General features: G+C 74.1%; 16 protein-coding genes. 6 read left to right on the plus strand and 10 right to left on the minus strand.

All coding sequences use genetic code 11. The features are described 5' to 3' along the window. Positions 1-29: 29 nt before the first annotated feature. Positions 30-563 carry a pyridoxamine 5'-phosphate oxidase family protein gene (locus tag BJ982_RS25910; RefSeq protein ID WP_184884222.1) on the plus strand — a complete coding sequence of 178 codons (534 nt, stop codon included), beginning with the start codon at positions 30-32 and terminating at the stop codon, positions 561-563. A gap of 29 nt (positions 564-592) precedes the next feature. Here BJ982_RS25910 and BJ982_RS25915 read toward each other — a convergent pair whose 3' ends face one another. Beyond that, a complete protein-coding gene (locus tag BJ982_RS25915) occupies positions 593-1,366 on the minus strand; it encodes a TetR/AcrR family transcriptional regulator (RefSeq protein WP_184884224.1) in 774 nt (257 codons plus the stop codon). Positions 1,367-1,489: 123 nt separating this feature from the next. Here BJ982_RS25915 and BJ982_RS25920 point away from each other — a divergent pair, with 123 nt between their 5' ends. The 3 genes from BJ982_RS25920 to BJ982_RS25930 all read left to right on the plus strand — a co-directional run bounded on the left by BJ982_RS25920 (position 1,490) and on the right by BJ982_RS25930 (position 3,826). Further along, a complete protein-coding gene (locus BJ982_RS25920) occupies positions 1,490-2,455 on the plus strand; it encodes an ATP-binding cassette domain-containing protein (RefSeq protein WP_184884226.1) in 966 nt (321 codons plus the stop codon). Further along, the gene (locus tag BJ982_RS25925) at positions 2,452-3,276 is read left to right on the plus strand and encodes an ABC transporter permease (RefSeq protein ID WP_184884228.1); all 825 of its coding nucleotides are present in this window, start codon (positions 2,452-2,454) and stop codon (positions 3,274-3,276) included. Before BJ982_RS25920 ends, BJ982_RS25925 begins: the two co-directional genes overlap by 4 nt. Positions 3,277-3,442: 166 nt before the next feature. After that, entirely contained in the window at positions 3,443-3,826 is a 384-nt protein-coding gene (locus BJ982_RS25930) for a nuclear transport factor 2 family protein (RefSeq protein WP_239122613.1), read from the plus strand. 111 nt (positions 3,827-3,937) lie between these two features. On the opposite strand, the gene BJ982_RS25935 is transcribed toward BJ982_RS25930, so the two are convergent. The 3 genes from BJ982_RS25935 to BJ982_RS25945 all read right to left on the minus strand — a co-directional run bounded on the left by BJ982_RS25935 (position 3,938) and on the right by BJ982_RS25945 (position 6,593). Beyond that, positions 3,938-5,182 (minus strand): RNA polymerase sigma factor, encoded by a 1,245-nt coding sequence (locus BJ982_RS25935; protein ID WP_184884230.1) that lies wholly within the window; start codon positions 5,180-5,182, stop codon positions 3,938-3,940. 6 nt (positions 5,183-5,188) lie between these two features. Continuing rightward, the gene (locus tag BJ982_RS25940) at positions 5,189-5,599 is read right to left on the minus strand and encodes a YciI family protein (protein WP_221482962.1); all 411 of its coding nucleotides are present in this window, start codon (positions 5,597-5,599) and stop codon (positions 5,189-5,191) included. Between the two features lie 187 nt (positions 5,600-5,786). After that, a complete protein-coding gene (locus BJ982_RS25945; protein ID WP_184884234.1) occupies positions 5,787-6,593 on the minus strand; it encodes an SAM-dependent methyltransferase in 807 nt (268 codons plus the stop codon). A gap of 388 nt (positions 6,594-6,981) precedes the next feature. On the opposite strand from BJ982_RS25945, the gene BJ982_RS25950 reads away from it, so the two are divergent. Further along, positions 6,982-7,893, plus strand: coding sequence for a glycoside hydrolase family 32 protein (locus BJ982_RS25950; protein ID WP_184889324.1), 912 nt, complete (start codon positions 6,982-6,984; stop codon positions 7,891-7,893). Between the two features lie 167 nt (positions 7,894-8,060). Here the strand turns inward: BJ982_RS25950 and BJ982_RS25955 are convergent, their stop codons facing one another. From BJ982_RS25955 to BJ982_RS25965, 3 genes are all read right to left on the minus strand, one after another. Further along, on the minus strand, positions 8,061-9,050 hold the full coding sequence (locus BJ982_RS25955) for a sulfotransferase family protein (RefSeq protein ID WP_184884237.1): 990 nt from the start codon (positions 9,048-9,050) through the stop codon (positions 8,061-8,063). A gap of 217 nt (positions 9,051-9,267) precedes the next feature. Then, positions 9,268-9,969, minus strand: coding sequence for a VIT1/CCC1 transporter family protein (locus BJ982_RS25960; RefSeq protein ID WP_184884239.1), 702 nt, complete (start codon positions 9,967-9,969; stop codon positions 9,268-9,270). A gap of 45 nt (positions 9,970-10,014) precedes the next feature. Beyond that, positions 10,015-11,355, minus strand: a complete 1,341-nt coding sequence (locus BJ982_RS25965; RefSeq protein WP_184884241.1) for an aminotransferase-like domain-containing protein — start codon at positions 11,353-11,355, stop codon at positions 10,015-10,017. A gap of 130 nt (positions 11,356-11,485) precedes the next feature. Between BJ982_RS25965 and BJ982_RS25970 the strand changes: the two genes are divergently transcribed. Beyond that, entirely contained in the window at positions 11,486-12,316 is an 831-nt protein-coding gene (locus BJ982_RS25970) for an alpha/beta fold hydrolase (protein WP_275411655.1), read from the plus strand. Here the strand turns inward: BJ982_RS25970 and BJ982_RS25975 are convergent. From BJ982_RS25975 to BJ982_RS25985, 3 genes are all read right to left on the minus strand, one after another. Next, complete coding sequence (locus BJ982_RS25975) at positions 12,255-13,949, minus strand: MFS transporter (RefSeq protein ID WP_184884243.1); 1,695 nt, start codon at positions 13,947-13,949, stop codon at positions 12,255-12,257. The genes BJ982_RS25970 and BJ982_RS25975 overlap by 62 nt on opposite strands. A 107-nt stretch (positions 13,950-14,056) precedes the next feature. Then, positions 14,057-15,505: a DHA2 family efflux MFS transporter permease subunit gene (locus BJ982_RS25980; protein WP_184884245.1), complete on the minus strand. Its 1,449-nt coding sequence runs from the start codon at positions 15,503-15,505 to the stop codon at positions 14,057-14,059. Positions 15,506-15,577: 72 nt separating this feature from the next. After that, a complete protein-coding gene (locus BJ982_RS25985; RefSeq protein ID WP_184884247.1) occupies positions 15,578-16,066 on the minus strand; it encodes a MarR family winged helix-turn-helix transcriptional regulator in 489 nt (162 codons plus the stop codon). Between the last annotated feature and the right edge of the window lie 218 nt (positions 16,067-16,284).

Raw genomic sequence — 16,284 nt, forward strand, 5'->3', positions numbered from 1 at the left:
CATGAACCTTCGGACGGACAAGGATCTCGATGCGCGAAATGCCGGAAGAGCTCGAACGGCTGCAAGCCCTCCTCGACACCTCGCTTGCCCGTTCCACCTCGCACCTGCGCTCGATCTTCACCGAGAGGACCATGAGCGCGGAGACGCTCACCCGGGTCCTGACCGGTATGTGCACGCTCGCCGTCTCCACCGTGACGGCGAAGGGCGAGCCGCGGATCAGCGGCGTGGACGGGCATTTCCTGCACGGCCAATGGCACTTCGGCACGGCGCGCGGCGCCGCCAAGGCCCGCCACCTCGCCGCCCGCCCCGCCGTCAGCGTCGCGCACATGCGCGGCGAGGACCTGGGCGTGTTCACGCACGGCACGGTCGAGACGCTCAATCCGCAGGACGGCGAACCCGCCGCGGACTGGCCGGACCTGCTCGCCTACTTCAAGGACTTCTACGGCGACGACGCCTTCGACTGGGACAACGAGGTGGTCTACTACCGGCTGCGCCCGCACTGGATGACGGTCTACGCCCCCGATGTCGCGAAGGTCACCGAGGCGTCCGGCAGTTCTCGCTAGCACGGGGCTGTCGCCGCGGACGCGGGGGGTCAGGAGGCGGGCGTGGACCTGCGCTCGACGAGGGCGGCGATGCCGTCCAGGACGCGTTCGAGGCCGAACTCGAAGGCGTGCACCGGGTCGGAGGCCCCCTTGTGCGCCTCGCCGGCCGCCTGGCCGACCCGCGCCCCCAGCGGGAAGCGAGAAGGGTCCATGAGCTTGCCCAGGTAGGGGGCGTGGGCCCACCACCACTGCTCGTCGGTCATGCCCGTGCGTTGCTCGGCCTGGGCGGCCTCCACCGCGCCGCGCGCCGCGCCGTGGACGTACCCGCCGACGAGCGTGACCACCGAGTCCATCTCCAGGTCGGTGAGGCCGATGCCGTCGACGGCGGACAGCTCGTACTCGTAGGAGTCGGACACGTTCGGGCCGAGCGGGGGACGGCCGGTGGCGACGTAGGACAGCCAGGGGTGGCGCTGGTAGAGCGCCCACTTCTCGCGGGCGATCAGCTCCAGCCTGGCGCGCCAGCCGCCCTCGACCTCGGCCGGCCTGGCGGCCTCGCCGATCACCGTGTCCAGCATCAGGTCCAGCAGCTCGGCCTTGCCCGGTACGTAGGTGTACAGCGACATGGTGCCGACGCCGAGCCGCTCGGCGACCCGGCGCATGGACAGCGCGCCGAGGCCGTCGGCGTCGGCGACCTCGATCGCGGCCGCGACGATGCGGTCGACGCTGAGGTCGGGCCCGCCCTTCCTGCCGGACTTCTCGCTGGTGCGCCACAGCAGGGCCAGGCTGCGCGCGGGGTCGCCCCCGCCGGTGTACTCGGTCGTCATCGTGGCTCGCATCCTATCGCCGTCCCGTGCCCGTCCCCGGCTTGCCCGCCGTCGGCGCATGCTGTACCGTACGGCAGCCCGTATGCTGTACGGTACAGTGTACGGAAACTGAGGAGGGTGCCAGTGGAAACCACCGGACACGCGGTGGTCGCGGAAGGGCTGCGCAAGCGGTACGGCGGCAAGGAAGCGCTGGCGGGGTTCGACCTCGCCGTGCCCGAGGGCATCGTGTGCGGGCTGCTCGGCCCCAACGGCGCCGGCAAGACGACTGCCGTGCGGGTGCTGACCACGCTGCTGCGGCCCGACGGCGGCCGTGCCGAGGTCGCCGGGTTCGACGTCGTACGGCAGGCCGCCGAGGCGCGCCGGCGCGTCGGGCTCGTCGGCCAGAACGCCGCCCTCGACGAGGTGCTGAGCGGACGGCAGAACCTGGTCATGTTCGGCCGCCTCTACCACCTCGGCCTGGCCCGGGCGCGCCGCAGGGCCGACGAGCTGCTGGAGCGGTTCGGCCTGGCCGACACCGGCGCCAAGCCGGTCAAGCAGTACTCCGGCGGCATGCGCCGCAGGCTCGACCTGGCCGCCGGGCTCATCATCGCCCCGTCCGTGCTGTTCCTGGACGAGCCCACCACCGGCCTCGACCCGCGCGGGCGCAACGAGGTCTGGGAGGCCGTCGCGTCCCTGGTCGCGGCGGGCACCACCGTCCTGCTCACCACCCAGTACCTGGAGGAGGCCGACCGGCTCGCCGCCAAGATCTGCGTCATGGACGCGGGCCGCGTGATCGCCGAGGGCAGCCCCGACGAGCTGAAGAGCCGCATCGGCGAGGACCGCGTCGACATCGTGCTGCGCGCCGGCGACGACCTCGCCGGGGCCATGGCGCTCGCCGCGCGCGTCACCGGCGGCGAACCCGAGGGCGACCCCGACACCCGCCGCGTCAGCGTCCCGGTGCGCGACCGGGTGGCCGCGCTCACCGACCTGGTCCGCGCCCTGGACGAGGCCGGCATCGCCGCCGAGGACATCACGCTGCGCCGCCCCTCGCTCGACGAGGTGTTCCTGCGCCTCACCGGCGACCGCGCCGGGCGGGAGGTGGCCGCGTGACGATCGCGACCCCCGCCCCGCGCGGCGGCCTCACCCGGCTGCGGTGGGCCCTGGCAGACGGCTGGGTGATCACCCGGCGCGACCTGGCCCACTGGGCCCGGCAGCCGGCCCAGTTCTTCATCGGGCTGCTGTTCCCGGTCATGGTCGTGCTGATCTTCGCCTACATGTTCGGCGGCGGCATGGTGATCCCCGGCGGCGGGGACTACCGGGAGTTCCTCATGCCCGGCATGTTCGCCATGACCATGGTCTTCGGCATCGAGGCCACCTTCACCGCCGTCAGCGCCGACGCCGCGCGCGGCGTCACCGACCGGTTCCGCTCGCTGCCCATGGCGCCGTCGGCGGTCGTGACCGGGCGCGGCGTCGCCGACATGCTCAACTCGGCCGCCGCGCTCGCCGTGATGATCGCCTGCGGGCTGGCCGTCGGCTGGCGCTGGCACGAGGGGCCCGGCGCGGCGCTGGCCGCGGTGGGCCTGCTGTTGCTGCTGCGCCTCGCCCTGCTGTGGGCCGGCATCTACCTCGGGCTGGTGCTCAGGAACCCCGAGGCGGTCGTGGCCCTGCAGATCCTGGTGTGGCCGGTCGGCTTCCTGTCCAACACCTTCGCCTCGCCCGCCACCATGCCCGGCTGGCTCGGCGCGATCGCCGAGTGGAACCCGATGTCGGCCACCGTGTCGGCGACCCGCGAGCTGTTCGGCAACCCCGGCTGGGGCGGCGACACCTGGGCCGCGCAGCACGCGCGGCTCATGGCCCTGGCCTGGCCGCTGCTCCTGCTCGTGATCTTCATCCCCCTGTCGGTCCGCCGCTACCAGCGCCTCGGCCGCTGACCCTCCCTCCGCCGTCCGCCCCCGGCGCCGCGAACGCGGGCCGCCGGGGGCGGACGGTTACCTGGCGCGTAATCGATTTCCGCCGCCGGGCGCGCCAAGGTTGAGGCGTGGGACGGACCCCGGCCCGCGGGCCGGGGCGCCGGACAAGGTTTCCCGATGAGGATCGATGAGGAGAGCGATGATGAGCGACATCGAAGAACTGGTCAGCCAGTACATCGCCGTGTGGAACGAGACCGACCCGGCGGCGCGCCGCGCGGGCGTCGCCCGGGTGTGGGACGCGGAGGGCTACTACACCGACCCGCTGGCCGCCGTCGAGGGGCACGACGCCATCGACGCGATGATCGCCGCCGTGCAGGCGCAGTTCCCCGGGTTCGCGTTCCGGCTCGCCGGCACGGTGGACGCCCACCACGACGTGGCGCGCTTCGGCTGGCGGCTCGGCCCGCGCGGGGACGCCGAGTCCGTCATGGACGGCTTCGACGTGGTGACCCTCACCGAGGACGGCCGCATCCGCCACGTCTACGGCTTCCTCGACAAGGTCCCCACCGCCTGACGAGCGGACCCCGCCCTCCGCGGCCCCGACGGCGCGTGGCCGCGGCCGGCGTGGCCCACGCCCTGCGCGTCGCCCCTCGTCCGCCGCGGGGGCGCGCGGCGTGGGGACGCGTCAGCCGGGACCGGTGAGCCGGGACGCCTTGGCGTTCAGGTAGCGCTGCCGGGCGAGGCCGGAGGTCCGTGCGGCCGCCTCCCGGTAGGCCGCGCGGGCCGCCGCGTGGTCGCCGGACATCTCCAGCAGGTGCGCGCGCACCGCGAACAGGCGGTGGTCCCCGGCGATCCGCTCGTCGGCGGCGAGGTCGTCGAGCAGGTCCAGCCCCGCGCGGGCGCCCTTGACCATCGCCACCGCGACGGCGTGGTTCAGCGCCACCACCGGCCCGCCCGCCACCCGGGCCAGCAGCTCGTACAACGCCATGATCTGCGGCCAGTCGGTGCGCGCCGCGTCCGGCGCCTCGTCGTGGACCGCCGCGATCGCGGCCTGGATCTGGTACGGCCCCGGCGTGCCGTGCGCCAGCGCGGCCGTCACCAGGGCGATCCCTTCGGCGATCAGCCCGGCGTCCCACAGGCCGCGGTCCTGCTCGGCCATCGGGATCAGCGCGCCGTCCGGCCCGGTGCGCGCGGGCCTGCGGGCGTCGGTGAGCAGCATCAGCGCCAGCAGCCCCGCCACCTCGCCGTCGCCGGGCAGCAGGCCGTGCAGCAGGCGGGCGAGGCGGATGGCCTCCGCCGACAGCTCCCGCCGGTGCAGGGCGGGCCCCGAGGTGGTCGCGTAGCCCTCGTTGAAGATCAGGTACAGGACGTGCAGCACCGCGCCGAGCCGGGCGTCCCGCTCCGGGCCCGCCGGGACGGCGAACGGGACGCCGCTGTCCTTGACGCGCTGCTTGGCCCGGCTGATGCGGCGGGTCATCGTCGCCTCCGGCACCAGGAAGGCGCGGGCGATCTGCGCCGTCGTCAGGCCGCCCACCGCGCGCAGGGTGAGCGCGATCTGCGAGGCGGGCGACAGCGAGGGGTGGCAGCACATGAACAGCAGGATCAGCGTGTCGTCGGAGTCCTGCGGCCGGCGGTCCGCCGGGGGAGCGAGCAACTGGTCGGGCGGCGTCCACCGGGCGGCGGCGTCCTCGCGGTCCCGGCGGGCCCGCTCGGCGCGCAGCAGGTCGGTCAGGCGCCGCGAGGCGACGGTGATCAGCCAGGCGCGGGGGTCGCGCGGACGGCCCTCCCGCGGCCACTGCACGGCCGCCGCGAGCAAAGCCTCCTGCACGGCGTCCTCGGCGGTGGCGAAGTTGCCGTAGCGCCGCACGAGCGCGCCGAGCACCTGCGGCGCGAGCGCGCGCAGGTCCCCGGCGTCGTCCCCCGTCGCCATGCGGCGCTAGTCCAGCTCCTCCGTGGCACCGGCCAGCGGCCGCACGTCCACGTACCACTCGTGCTGCAGGTTCGCGCCCTTCGGGTGCGGGGTGTCCGCGAGCCGGGCGGCGATCTGGGTGGCGCGGTCGAAGCTCTCGCACTCCACCGTCGTGTACCCGGCCAGCACCTCCTGCGTCTCGGCGTACGGCCCGTCGGTCACGACCGGCACCCCGTCCCGCAGCCGGATCCTGCGGGCGTGCACCGGGGCCGTCATGCCCTGGGCGTCGACGAACTCGCCGGACTCGATGAGGTCCTGGTTCCACTCGGCCATGAAGGCGTGCAGGGCGGCGATGTCCTCCTGCGTCCAGACCACCCCGCCGGTGTCCTTGCCCGCGAGCATGTCGTGGTCCCGCTGCGAGCCGTACATCAGGATCATGTACTTCACGGTCGTCTTCCTCTCCGCCGGCGCCCTCGCGGCGCCGCACACCCGGGACGTCGAGGCCGCGCGCCGCGTCCGGACATCTCCACGCGACGGTTCCGCGAGAATCTCGCCGGGGCCGGCCAGGGGTGCGTGTCAGCGTACGCGCGGGCGCGCCGCGGCGGGGAACGCGGGCCCGCCCGTCCTACGGCTTGCGGCCCACCGCGGCGTACATGTTGGTGGCAGCGTCCGGGAGCGGCTCCTCGCCGGGGTCCGGCTGCCAGCGGGGCATCGGGACGACGCCGGGGTCGAGCAGGTCCAGGCCGGTGAACAGGCGTTCCACTTCGGCGCGTCCGCGCAGGTACATCGGGATGCCCCGGTCGGTGTACTCGCGGGCCAGGCGCTCGGACTCGGGGGCGAGCTCGCCGGTGGGGATGGTGATGGCGAGGTAGCTGCCCGAGGGGAGCGGCCGCAGCAGCGCCTCCACCACCTGCTGGGCGTGCTCGACGAACTGGAGCATCGCTATCACGGTCAGCGCGACCGGCCGGGAGAGGTCGATCACCTGGTGGAGCGTCGCGTCGCCGAGCAGCGTCTCGGGGGTGCGCATGTCGGCCTGGATGTAGGCGATGCGCCCCTCGGGCGTGCCGGTCAGCAGGGCGCGCGCGTGCGTCAGCACGATGGGGTCGTTGTCGACGTAGACGATGCGCGCGTCGGGCGCGGTCCGCTGGATCACCTCGTGCAGGTTCGGCGACGAGGGGATGCCGGTGCCGACGTCGATGAACTGCCGCACGCCCCGGCCGGTGAGGTAGCGGGCCATCCGGTGCATGCAGGCGCGGTTGGCCAGCATCGAGGTGCGCAGTCCCGGCCAGTCGGCCAGCACCGTGGCCGCGGTCTCCCGGTCGGCGGCGAAGTTGTCCTTGCCGCCCATGATGTAGTCGTAGACCCGTGCCGAGTGCGGCCGGTTGGTCTGCAGATCGACCGCGTCGATCGGGTTGTGGGGGGCGTCTGACATCTCTGGATTACTGCCTTCCGGTTGCTCCCGCCGTACGGTCACGGCCGCGCACTCAAGATCAACCTTAGTGTGCGGAACCAGCCACATACCGCCGGTTCCTTCATATCGTGCCTTCGCCGCGACGCCCGGGAAACCCGGTAACTCCTCATCGGGCCGACGGCCGCCGACCCCTCACCGGCCGCGCCGCTCGTCCTGTGACGACGCGGCCGTCCCTTCCGCGCCGGTTGTTCCGGCCGCGTCCGATCCCCCGGTGTGAGGGCCTGTCACCGGGGGTCGGCCGGGGCCGGAATCAGGGGCCCTTATGGGGCCCCGAAAAGGCGATCACGCCCCTGACCGGCCACGTCTTCCCCCAGCATGGGTGAATGTTGTCTATTGTTTCGACGTGCCGATGAAAAATCAGGACTCTCTCAACGACCCTCACGCGGCCGTGCCGCCGCCCCGTCCCGATCACTCGACGGTCGTCGTCGCTCCTCCGCAGGACGCGCCCGGTTTCTGGGCGGGCGCGCCGAGCGCCGTCCTCAGCGACGGCGTGATCTACCTGGCCTACCGCCTCCGCCGGCCCATCGGCGAGGGGCGCGGCTACGCCGTCGTGGTCGCCCGGTCGGACGACGGCGAGCGCTTCGAGACGATCTACACGCTCCGCCGTGAGGAGGTGGACACCGAATCCCTGGAGCGCCCCGCGCTGGTGCGCACCCCCGAGGGCCTGTGGCGGCTCTACATCAGCTGCGCCACCTACGACTCCAAGCACTGGAGGGTGGAACTGCTAGAAGCGACCGACCCGTCCCGGTTCGACCCGGCCGCCCGGCAGGTCGTCCTCCCCGGGGACCCCAAGACCGGAGTGAAGGACCCGGTGATCGTGCGCCACGACGGCGTGTGGCACCTGTGGGCCTCCTGCCACCCGCTCGCCGACCCCGGCGAGGAGGACCAGATGGTCAGCGACTACGCCACCAGCGAGGACGGCGTGGTCTGGACGTGGCACGGCACCGCGCTCAGCGGCCGTCCCGGCTGCTGGGACTCCCGCGGCGCCAGGATCACCACGGTGGTCAGGCACGAGGGCGCGCTCGTCGCCGCCTATGACGGTCGCGCCACCGCGGGGGAGAACTACGAGGAGCGCACGGGGCTCGCCACGGGCACCGACCACGCGACGCTGACGCCGGTCGGTGAGGACCCGTTCGCGGTCTCGCCGTACGGCGGGCTGCGCTACCTCGACGTCGTGGAGCTCCCCGACGGCCGCAAGCGCCTGTACTACGAGTACACGCGCCAGGACGGCGCCCACGAACTGCGCAGCGAACTGCGCTGACCCGGCCCGCTCGACGGGCGGCCCCGGCATCGGGACGGGCGAGGGGTCCCGTGCCGGGGGACGCCCGGCTGAGCCGGAGCGTTCACTCCCGTCGCGCCGTGGGCACGCGTCCGCGTCACGGAGGCGGGGTGGGCCTGCGCGGCGGGTAAGGGGGGCGGGCTTCCGGGTCAGGGGAGGCGGGGGCGGCCGTTGCGGGCCTGGCGCTGGCCCGGGGGGCGGTCGCCCATGAGGCCGCCCGAGCGTTCGCGGGGGCGCAGCCAGTCGCCGAAGTCCTCGCCCGTGACCTCCTGGAGGAGAACGATGTCCTCCTCGAAGCGGGGGATGAGGGCCTGGCGCTGATCCCAGCTCAGCGGCCGGCGCGGCCTGCCGTTGTCCTGGAGCGCCCCTTCCAGCGACTCGGTGAGGCGGCCCGCGAGCGAGCCGGGCAGGTGGCGCCCGACGGCGGCCCCGGCGCGGATCACCCGGGACAGCGCCTGGTGGCGCAGCGTCCGCTCGGGATGGGCGGTGACGTTCTCGCGCGGCACCTCGGAGATGACGCCCCGTTCCACCCCGAGGAACCCGCAGATGCGGTCGAGGGTCTTCAGCGGCTCGTCGACGAGGTCGCGGTAGCGGAACACCAGCACGTTGTCCTGCGGGAACAGCCTGTACAGGTGGCGAAGCTGCTCGCCGTACCTGCCGAGCCCGACGTAGTGCCAGAAGGCCGACCACCCCGCCGCGATCCTGCGTTCCTCCTCGGCGCAGGCGCGCACCACGTCGCCCACCGGTTCGAGCCCCGCCGACCACAGGTGCGTCCAGTTGGAGTGCGCCCGCTCGACGGGGTCGCGCAGGACGACGATGAGCTTGGCGTGCGGGATCGCCGCGTGGATGCGGAGCTGCGCCCGCCGGTCGTACAGGTAGAACGGCGTGGACTCGCCCGTGAGCGCGCCCGGGGGCGCGGCGTCGAACAGCGCCTCGTAGTCCTCGCGGCGCCATACGTGCTCGCGGAAGGTCTGCGTGTCTCCCGGACCGCCGCGTGTGGGCGGTGGTCCGTCGGTGAGGAAGTGCTTGGGCTCCTTGACGGCGGACATGAAGAGCGCCGGGTGTCGGGCGAGCGCCGCGTGCAAGGCCGTGGTTCCGGCCTTGGGGGCTCCGATCACCAGGAAGTCCGGTAGAGCCATCCGATCCCCTCGGTGAAGACGGCAATATCGATCATTATACCCACTTAATACATAGGAAAAGTGGATATTGCCGCAGCATGGCGATCACTTTGGCCGGAAGTGGCCGCATCAGGGGGGAGTTCCTCCGTTGCGGGATGAACAGGGCACTCCCGGGCGGATCGCCGGCATCCCGCGCCGGGACCTCGGCGATCCGGAGCGCCGCGACCGCGCGCGGGGGTCAGGTGAGCGTGGCGCCGACGAGGTTGCCGATGCCGAAGGTCACGGCCGCGGCGGCCGTGCCCAGCAGGAGCTGCCTGGCGCCGCTGAGCAGAGGAGAGCGCGTGGTCAGCCGTCCCACCAGGGCGCCCGTGCCGGCCAGTCCGAGGGCGGTCAGCACGATGGCGGCGACCATCGAGGTGAAGCCGAACAGGAACGGCAGCACCGGGACGAGCGCGCCGATCGAGAACGCCACGAACGACGACCCGGCCGCCAGCCACGGCGAGGGCAGGTCGTCGGGGTCCACCCCGAGCTCCTCGCGGGCGTGCACCCGCCAGGCGACGTCGTCGCGGCTGTGGAGCTGCCGCGCCACCTCCTGGGCCAGCTCGGGCGCGAGGCCGCGCGACTCGTAGAGGGCGGCCAGCTCGTCCTGCTCGGCCTGCGGGTTCCTGGCGATCTCGTGGCGCTCGACGGCGATCTCGGCGAGCGTCATCTCCGACTGGGAGCGCACCGAGGTGTACTCGCCGGTGGCCATCGAGAACGCTCCGGCGGCCAGCCCGGCGAGCCCGGCCACGGTCACGGTCTTGGCGGTGGCGCCGCCGCCCACCACTCCGGCGATGAGGGAGGCGTTGGAGACGAGCCCGTCCATCACGCCGAACACGGCGGGACGCAACCAGCCCCCGGTCACGTCCCTGTGGCGGTGATGGATCTCAGCCCTTGTCATACCAGAACTGTACAAATCACAAGCGTCACCAGGCGAACGGGCGGGTCACTCGTCGGCGGCGTCCTCCGGGGTGCGCCGGGCCAGCGCCGCGAGGGCGGCCAGCGCCTCGGACAGGACGTCCACGGGCGGGGAGGCGAGGCCGAGGCGCACGGCCGCAGGGGCGCTGCGGGCGCTGACGGCGAAGGACGCGGCAGGCGTGACCGCGATGCCCCGGCGCGCCGCCGCCGCGACGAAGGTCTCGGCGCGCCACGGCGGAGGCAGCTCCCACCAGCAGAAGTAAGCGTGCGGGTCGGTCCGGACGGCGAACCCGGCCAGGTGGCGCGCGGCCACCCGCTGGCGCAGCGCGGCGTCGCGGCGCTTGGCCCGCTCGACCTCGGCCACGGTGCCGTCCGCGATCCAGCGGGCCGCGGCCGACAGGGCGAAGCCGGTGGCCGTCCAGGCCCCTGAGCGCAGGGCGGCGGCGACGGGCGCCGACAGCTCGGCGGGGGCCAGCGCGAACCCGATCGTCAGGCCGGGAGCCAGCCGCTTGGACAGGCTGTCGGCGAGGACGGTCCGCTCGGGGGCGAGCGCGGCGAGCGGTGGTTCGGCGTCCTCGCGGAGGAAGGCCCAGATCGCGTCCTCGACGGCGTGCAGCCCGAGGTCGCGCAGCGTGGCGGCCAGGTCCGCGCGCCGCGCCGGCGGCATCGTGAGCCCGAGCGGGTTGTGCAGGGTGGTCTGCAGGTAGACCGCGCGCAGCGGGGCCCGGCGGTGCGCGGCGGCCAGGGCGTCCGGGCGCATCCCGTCCTCGTCGGCGGCGATCGGGACCAGCGTGACGCCGAGCCGCCCGGCGATGACCTTGATCATGGGGTAGGTGAGGGCGTCCACGCCGAGCCGCCCTCCGGCCGGGACCAGCGCGGCGACCGCGCCGGCCACCGCCTGCCTGCCGTTCCCGGCGAACAGCAGCCGCGCCGGGCCGGGCTCCCAGCCGCCCCGGGCGATCAGCCGGGCCGTCGCCTCGCGCGCCTCGGGCGTGCCGGACGGGCCGGCCGGGAGCAGGGCGGAGGTCAGCACGTCGGGCCGCAGGAGGCCGCCGAGCGCCCCGGCGAGCAGGGCCGCCTGCCCTTCCACGACCGGGTAGTTGAGCTCCAGGTCGACGCGGGCGGCGCCGGGCTCGACCAGGGCCGGTCCCGGAGGCCGGTCCCCGGCCCGGACGAACGTGCCCCGGCCCACCTCGCCGGTGACCAGCCCGCGGCGGCCGAGCTCCCGGTACACGCGGGCGGCGGTGGAGCCCGCGATGCCCCGGCGGCGGGCGAACGCGCGCTGGGGCGGCAGACGGTCGCCCGGCCGCAGCCGCCCGGCGGCGATGTCGGCGGCCAGGGCGTCCGCGATGCTCCGATAGTCCTCCACACGCGCCTCGTCTCAATCGACGGCAAAGCCTGATATTGCACCGAGTGCAAAGATAGCATTGCACCGAGGTTGGGCGGCCTTCTAGCATCGCGTTGAGCGCGGCGCACGACCGCGCGGGACGGGGGATCAGGTGGAGGTCAGGACCGGGCGCGCGGTCGTGAACGGCGTCACGATCGCCTACGACGATGCGGGCGCCGGCGAGCCGCTGGTGCTCGTGCACGGGCACCCCTTCGACCGTTCGATGTGGGCGCCGCAGGTCGCCGCGCTCGCCGGGCCCACCCGGCGCGTCGTCGTGCCCGACCTGCGCGGCTACGGGCAGAGCGAGGTCGTCCCCGGCACGACGCCGCTCGGCGCGTTCGCGCGCGACATCGCCGCCCTGCTCGACCACCTCGGGCTGGACGGGGCCGTGATCGGCGGCCTGTCGATGGGCGGCCAGATCGTCATGGAGTTCTGCCGCCTGTTCCCCGAGCGGGTGCGCGGGCTGCTGCTCGCCGACACCTTCGCCGGGGCCGACACCGCCGAAGGCCGGCGGGCCCGGCGGGACCAGGCCGAGCGGCTGCTGCGCGAGGGCATGGGCCCCTACGCCGAGGAGGTCCTGACCAAGATGATCGCCCCCTACAACGCCGAGGCCCTGCCCGAGGTCGCCGCGCACGTGCTCGGCATGATGCGCGCCGCCCCGCCGGCGGGGGCCGCGGCGGCGCTGCGCGGCCGGGCCGAGCGCCCCTCCTACGGCGACCTGCTCGGCACGGTCACGGTGCCGACGCTGGTCGTGGTGGGCCGGGACGACGAGTTCACCCCCGTGACCGACGCCGAGTACATGCGCGACCGGGTCCCCGGGGCCACGCTCGTGGTGGTCGAGGGCGCCGGCCATCTGCCCAACCTGGAACGCCCGCGGCGGTTCAACGAGGCTCTCCGCGGCCTGCTGTCCGCCGTCGAGGACGCCGCCGCCCTGGCGTCCTAGGCCGCCGCGCCCCCTGATCGCTTCCCGGGGGCGCGGCGGCGGGTCCGCACGCGCGGACGGCGGGCTCGGCCGGGGACGCCGTCCGCGCCGCGGTGCCCGGCTCGACGCGGCGCAGCAGCACCATGGCGAGGACGGCCGTCGCCGCCATGACCACCGCCCCGGCCGCCGCCGTCACGTTCATCCCCTCGGTGAAGGCGTCCCTGGCCGCCCGCAGCAGCGCGTCCCCGGCCGGGCCGGGCACCCGCGCCGCCGCGGCGACGGCCGCCGCCAGCGTGTCGCCCGCCGTCCGCGCCGCCTCCGGGGACAGCCCGGGAATCGACGGCTCCGCCATCCGCCCGCCGTAGACGGCGGCGCCGACGCTGCCGAGCACCGCCATGCCGAGCGCCCCGCCGAGCTCGCTGCCGGTCTCCGACAGCGCCGACGCGGCGCCGGCCCGCTCCGGCGGCGCCGCCGTGAGGACCATGTCGGCGGTCAGCGTGGCCGCCATCAGGACGCCGGAGGCCAGCGCCGACACCGCGGTCGCGAACAGCCACAGCGGAGAGTCGGGCCGCAGCGCCGCCAGCAGCACGAACCCGCCGGCGGCGACGGACAGGGCCACGGCCAGCACGTGCCCGGGACGCATCCGCCGCGCCAGCGCGCCGGACAGGGTGATGCCCGCCACGATGGCAGGGACCACGACCAGCGACCACAGGGCGGCGGCGAAGGGCCGCATGCCGAGCACGAGCTGCAGGTACTGGTTGGTGTGGAGCGAACCGCCGATGAAGCCGAACATCACCACCGTGTTCACCGCGAGGGAGGTGCCGAAGGTGCGGCGCCGCAGCAGGGCCGGCTCGATCAGCGGGGCCGCGGCGCGGCGCTGCCGGCGCAGGAACGCGGCGCCGAGGAGCAGCCCGCCGACGAGGCAGAGCAGGGGGAGGGGCTCGAACCCGTTCACCGCCGTCTCCTTGACGCCGTAGATGGCGGCGATCACCGCGGCCAGTGACAGCAGCGCGCCGGGCAGGTCGAAGCGGCCGGGGGCCGGGGCGCGGAACTCGGGCAGCAGCACCGGGCCGAGCACGAGCAGCAGCGCCATCGCGGGCACGTTGACCAGGAACGCCGAGCCCCACCAGTAGTGCTCCAGCAGGAACCCGCCGACGATGGGGCCGATCACGGCGCCCCCGGTCATGCCGCCGGTCCAGATCGCGACGGCGGTCTTGCGCTGGAGCGGGTCGTGGAACATGGTGCGGATCAGCGCCAGCGTCGAGGGCATCAGCGTGGCCCCGGCCAGCCCCAGCACCGCCCGGGCCGCGATCAGCGCCTCGGCGCTGCCGGCGTGGGCGGCGGCCAGCGAGGCGACGCCGAACGCCCCGGCTCCGGCGATCAGCAGCCGGCGGCGGCCGATCCTGTCGCCGACGGCGCCCATCGTGATCAGCATGCCGGCCAGCACGAACCCGTAGATGTCCATCATCCAGAGCTGCTGGGTGCCGGTCGGGGCCAGATCGGCGCTGATGAACGGCAGCGCCAGGAACAGCACGCTGAGGTCCATCGAGACGAGCAGGCACGGCAGCACGAGCATGGCCAAGCCGGTCCATTCCTTGTGGCCGGCCCTGGCCCTGCTGCCGGTGAAGCTGCCGGTGACGTCCGGTTCCGCCATGTCGGGGACTCTCCTTCGCGGGTGCGGCGGGGCGCTGTCCCGCACACCCTCGGCGGGGGCGCTGACCGTGCGCGCACCGGACGCTGACCGCGCCGGTCCGCGACCGGTCAGACCCGGGCGGCCTCGGGCGCCTGGGCGTCGGCGGGGGCCGCGGCGGGCCGGGCGCCGCGCAGGACGGTCAGGGCCAGCACGAGCGCGGCCAGCAGCAGGCCGGTCCCGACCGTGAAGGCCAGGTGGAACCCTCCGGTCAGCGCGGCGGCCCGCTCCGCGCCCCCGGCCAGGGCGGTGTCGGCGGAGGCGGCGGCGATCGTGCCGAGGACGGCCAGGCCCACGGCGCCGCCGACCTGCTGGGTGGTGTTGAACAGCCCCGACGCGAGCCCGGCGTCGTCGGGACGCGCGGCGGACATGGCAAGGGTGGTGAGCGCGGTGATCGCCAGGCCGAAACCGCCGCCCGACAGCATGGTCGGCAGCAGGTCGGTGACGTAGCGGGCGTCGGCGGTGGGCAGCCGGGTGAGCAGGCCGATGCCCACGGTCAGCAGCGCCAGCCCGGCGACCAGCACCCGGCGCTCGCCGAACCGGGCGATCAGCGGCGCGGCGACCAGCAGCGAGACCACCGCGATGGCCGCGGCGCAGGGCAGCATGGCAAGGCCCGTCTCGCTGGCGCTGTACCCGAGGACGTTCTGCATGTAGAGGGCGATGAGCACCTGGAAGGAGAACAGCGCCGCGACCATGAGCGTCTGGATCGCGTTGGCGCCGGTGACGTTCCTGGAGGCGAACACGCGCAGGGGGAGCAGCGGCCGCGCGGCCCTGGCCTGGCGCAGGACGAAGGCGGCGAGCAACGCCACCGAGACCGCGCCGAAGCCGAGGGTGTGCGCGGAGGCCCAGCCCTGGTCCTCGGCCTCGACGATCGTGTAGACGCCGAGCATCAGCCCGGCGGTGACCAGCGCGGCGCCGAGGACGTCGGCGCCCGCGCGGGTGCCGAGCCCGCGGTCGGCCGCCAGCACCCGCACGGAGAGCACGATCGCCAGCAGGCCGATGGGCACGTTGATGAAGAAGATCCAGTGCCAGCTCAGGCCCTGGGTGAGCACGCCGCCGAGCACCTGCCCGAGCGAGGCGCCGCCCGCGCCGACGAAGCTGAACGCGCCGAACGCCTTGGCGCGCTCGGCGGGCCCGGGGTACAGCGTCACGATCATGCCGAGGCTGACCGCGGAGGCCATCGCGCCGCCGAGGCCCTGCAGGAACCGCGCGGCGATGAGCATCTCGGGCCCGCTCGCCAGCCCGCACAGCGCGGAGGCGGCGCTGAACAGCGCGAGTCCGGCCACGAACACGTGCCTGCGGCCGAGCAGGTCGCCGAGCCGTCCGGCCAGCAGCAGGAACCCGCCGAAGGCGATCAAGTAGGCGTTGACGGTCCAGGTCAGGCCGGAGGGGGTGAAGCCGAGGTCACGCTGCATGGCCGGGAGCGCCACGGTGACGATCACCCCGTCCAGGACGATCATCAGCATCCCGGCGCACAGGATCGCGAGCGCCAGGGTGCGCGAACGCGCGGAGGTGGACATGTCTCTCCTGTTCGGTAGAACGACAGAAGAGACCGTAGCAGATACTCTGTTAACAGACTATCTTTCAGGGGACTACTTGCGCGATTGGCGCGGCCTGCGCACCGGCCTGTCGCACTCGACGGGCTTGGACAGCTCCCCCTCCACCAGGCGGGCCAGCGCGTCGACGAACGCCTGCCGCTGGTCCTCGGGCAGGAACCCCAGCACCTCCGCGTGCACCCGGTCGACGATCTCCTGACCGCGCCGCACGTTCTCCTCGCCGAGGGGTGTGACCGCGATGATGCGCGCGCGCCGGTCGGTCGTGGACGGGCGGCGCTCGGCCAGGCCCTCGCGCTCCAGCTCGTCCACGGTCACGACCATGGTGGTCTTGTCCAGGTCGGTCATCTCGGCGATCTGGATCTGCGTGCGCTCGGCCTCCATGGCGTGGTACAGCACGCAGTGCGCGCGCGGCGAGCTGCCGATCTCGGCCAACGCGGCGGTGAGCCGGGTGGTCATCACGTGGGCGGCGTGCGCCAGCATGCCGGTGAGGTCGCGAACGGTTCTGGAGGGCGCGGGCGTGCTCATGCCTCCGAGAATACGTTAGGTAATGGATAGTTTTGTAGCGGGACTACTACGCCGGCGTGTTCACCGCCCGTCCGTCCAGGGCCCTCGCGCGGGCGGGCGCACGCCCTGACAGGCTGGCGAGACCGTCCTCACCCGCCGCCCGGCCGCCCTCTACAAGGAGGCCATCGTCCGCGGCACCATCATCGCCATGCGCCACCCCGCGATCCCCTCCTCCCTGT

Origin of the sequence: Sphaerisporangium siamense (assembly GCF_014205275.1) — a bacterium.
Taxonomy (GTDB): Bacteria; Actinomycetota; Actinomycetes; order Streptosporangiales; family Streptosporangiaceae; genus Sphaerisporangium; species Sphaerisporangium siamense.